This is a genomic window from Blautia sp. Sow4_E7, assembly GCF_052116245.1.
Classification (GTDB): Bacteria; Bacillota; Clostridia; order Lachnospirales; family Lachnospiraceae; genus Blautia_A.
Window position 1 is genome coordinate 1 of sequence record NZ_JBQKLL010000110.1, and the last position, 1,577, is coordinate 1,577.

General features: G+C 38.0%; 2 protein-coding genes. Both read right to left on the reverse strand.

Translation table 11 applies throughout. From position 1 onward, the window contains the following. Positions 1 to 168: 168 nt before the first annotated feature. Entirely contained in the window at positions 169 to 1,125 is a 957-nt protein-coding gene (locus ACTQ50_RS19565; RefSeq protein WP_441485550.1) for a DEAD/DEAH box helicase, read from the reverse strand. Then, positions 1,103 to 1,444 carry a TOTE conflict system archaeo-eukaryotic primase domain-containing protein gene (locus ACTQ50_RS19570; protein ID WP_441485551.1) on the reverse strand — a complete coding sequence of 114 codons (342 nt, stop codon included), beginning with the start codon at positions 1,442 to 1,444 and terminating at the stop codon, positions 1,103 to 1,105. The genes ACTQ50_RS19565 and ACTQ50_RS19570 overlap by 23 nt, the downstream gene beginning before the upstream one ends. Positions 1,445 to 1,577: the final 133 nt, after the last annotated feature.

The window sequence follows — 1,577 nt, forward strand, 5'->3', positions numbered from 1 at the left end:
GAAAACTGTTCAGGAATAACAGATACAGAAAAAATACTACCTGAAAATCGAGGGGACCTTCCTATCTGAGGTCTCCTGGGAGTCGTACACGGGTGGTTATTCATCGCTTACATTATATCAGAAAAGCGGTTCCAACAATAGCAAAACCCTGCAAAAGCAGGGCTTTGTCTACAATCTGAGATGATTATCTACATAATCATATATTATTACATTTTCTTTACCAGCATAATCACGATTCAATCGACCGGCATACTGTTCAACAACTCCTCGAAATGATACAGGTGTTGCCATAAAAAGTGTATCCAGTCTTGGAAAATCAAAACCCTCTCCTACAAGTGAACCTGTAGCTATTAATATCAGAGACTCCGCCTTATCAACCTGATGCATCTGTTCCAAAATCTTCTTATGTTCTTTCTTTGAGTTGTTGCCTGTCATTAAGAATACATGGTCTGCATAATCTTTCAATCGCTCGTACAGTTTCTCTGAATGATCCTTGTATCGGGATAAAACAACTGGAGTGCGGCCTGCTGATACACAATTCTTAATATCCTCAATAATCTGTTCATCCCTTATATCATTTTTGTGAATAATATCATATGCTTCATTTGGATGCATCTTACCATTAATCACGCCTCTTGGAGGTACAGTTCGGGTAAAACGCGGATATACAAGATGTTGTATCCCCTGCTCCATAGCCTTTTCCTTTGCTGTGTAACTATATCTTATAGGTCCTATCAGCATATAATTGATTTTTTCCAGTCCATCTCCTCTTTTCGGAGTTGCTGTCACACCATATACATACCTTGCTTTTACTTCTTTTAGCACATTTGCTATTGTTTCAGAGGCACAATGATGACACTCATCAATTAGTACAAGTCCATAATGGTTCAACAACTTATGGTACTCACCCTTTTTGCACAATGAGCCTGCCATTGCAATATCTATGATTCCAGTCATTGAATCATGTGCTCCCTGTAATGTTCCAATCAGACTTTTTCTAGTTCTTAATCTTCCAGTTTTCGTTTTGTACTGGGGTAGTTCTTCATCTATGATTAAAAATTTGTTTAGAGCATCTTTCCATTGTTCTATAAGTGCAGATGATTCAAGCAGAATCAGAGTATTCACTTTCTTTTCTGCAATTACAATCTATATGTGTATTTAATTTCCTATGGCAATTATCTGACCAGAAATTATCACACTGCGGATAATATGCCGCCTCTCCGTTTTTATTTACATTTCTTTTCGCATATACATCTGTTCTTCCCCAAAAGAATGAGAAAAAGAGCTTTGCCATCCTGTCTGTAATCTCTTTGGGGTGCACAATCCTTTTACCCTGTTCTGGATCAAAATCCTCTTTCGTATCCGTTTTCCTTATACTTGCCAGTTCATTTTGATATGACAGTCCCGCTTTATCCAATATGTTCTTTAATACCTGATTCTCCAATTGCAGATTGTTCAACTGCTTCTATAATGTACCCATAACAGTGGACACACGAATTAGTGTAGTACCCTTTTTTCGGACACCCACACAAGACGTGACCCTGTTCTTAAACACCGTTCCCATGTGAACCCTTTTT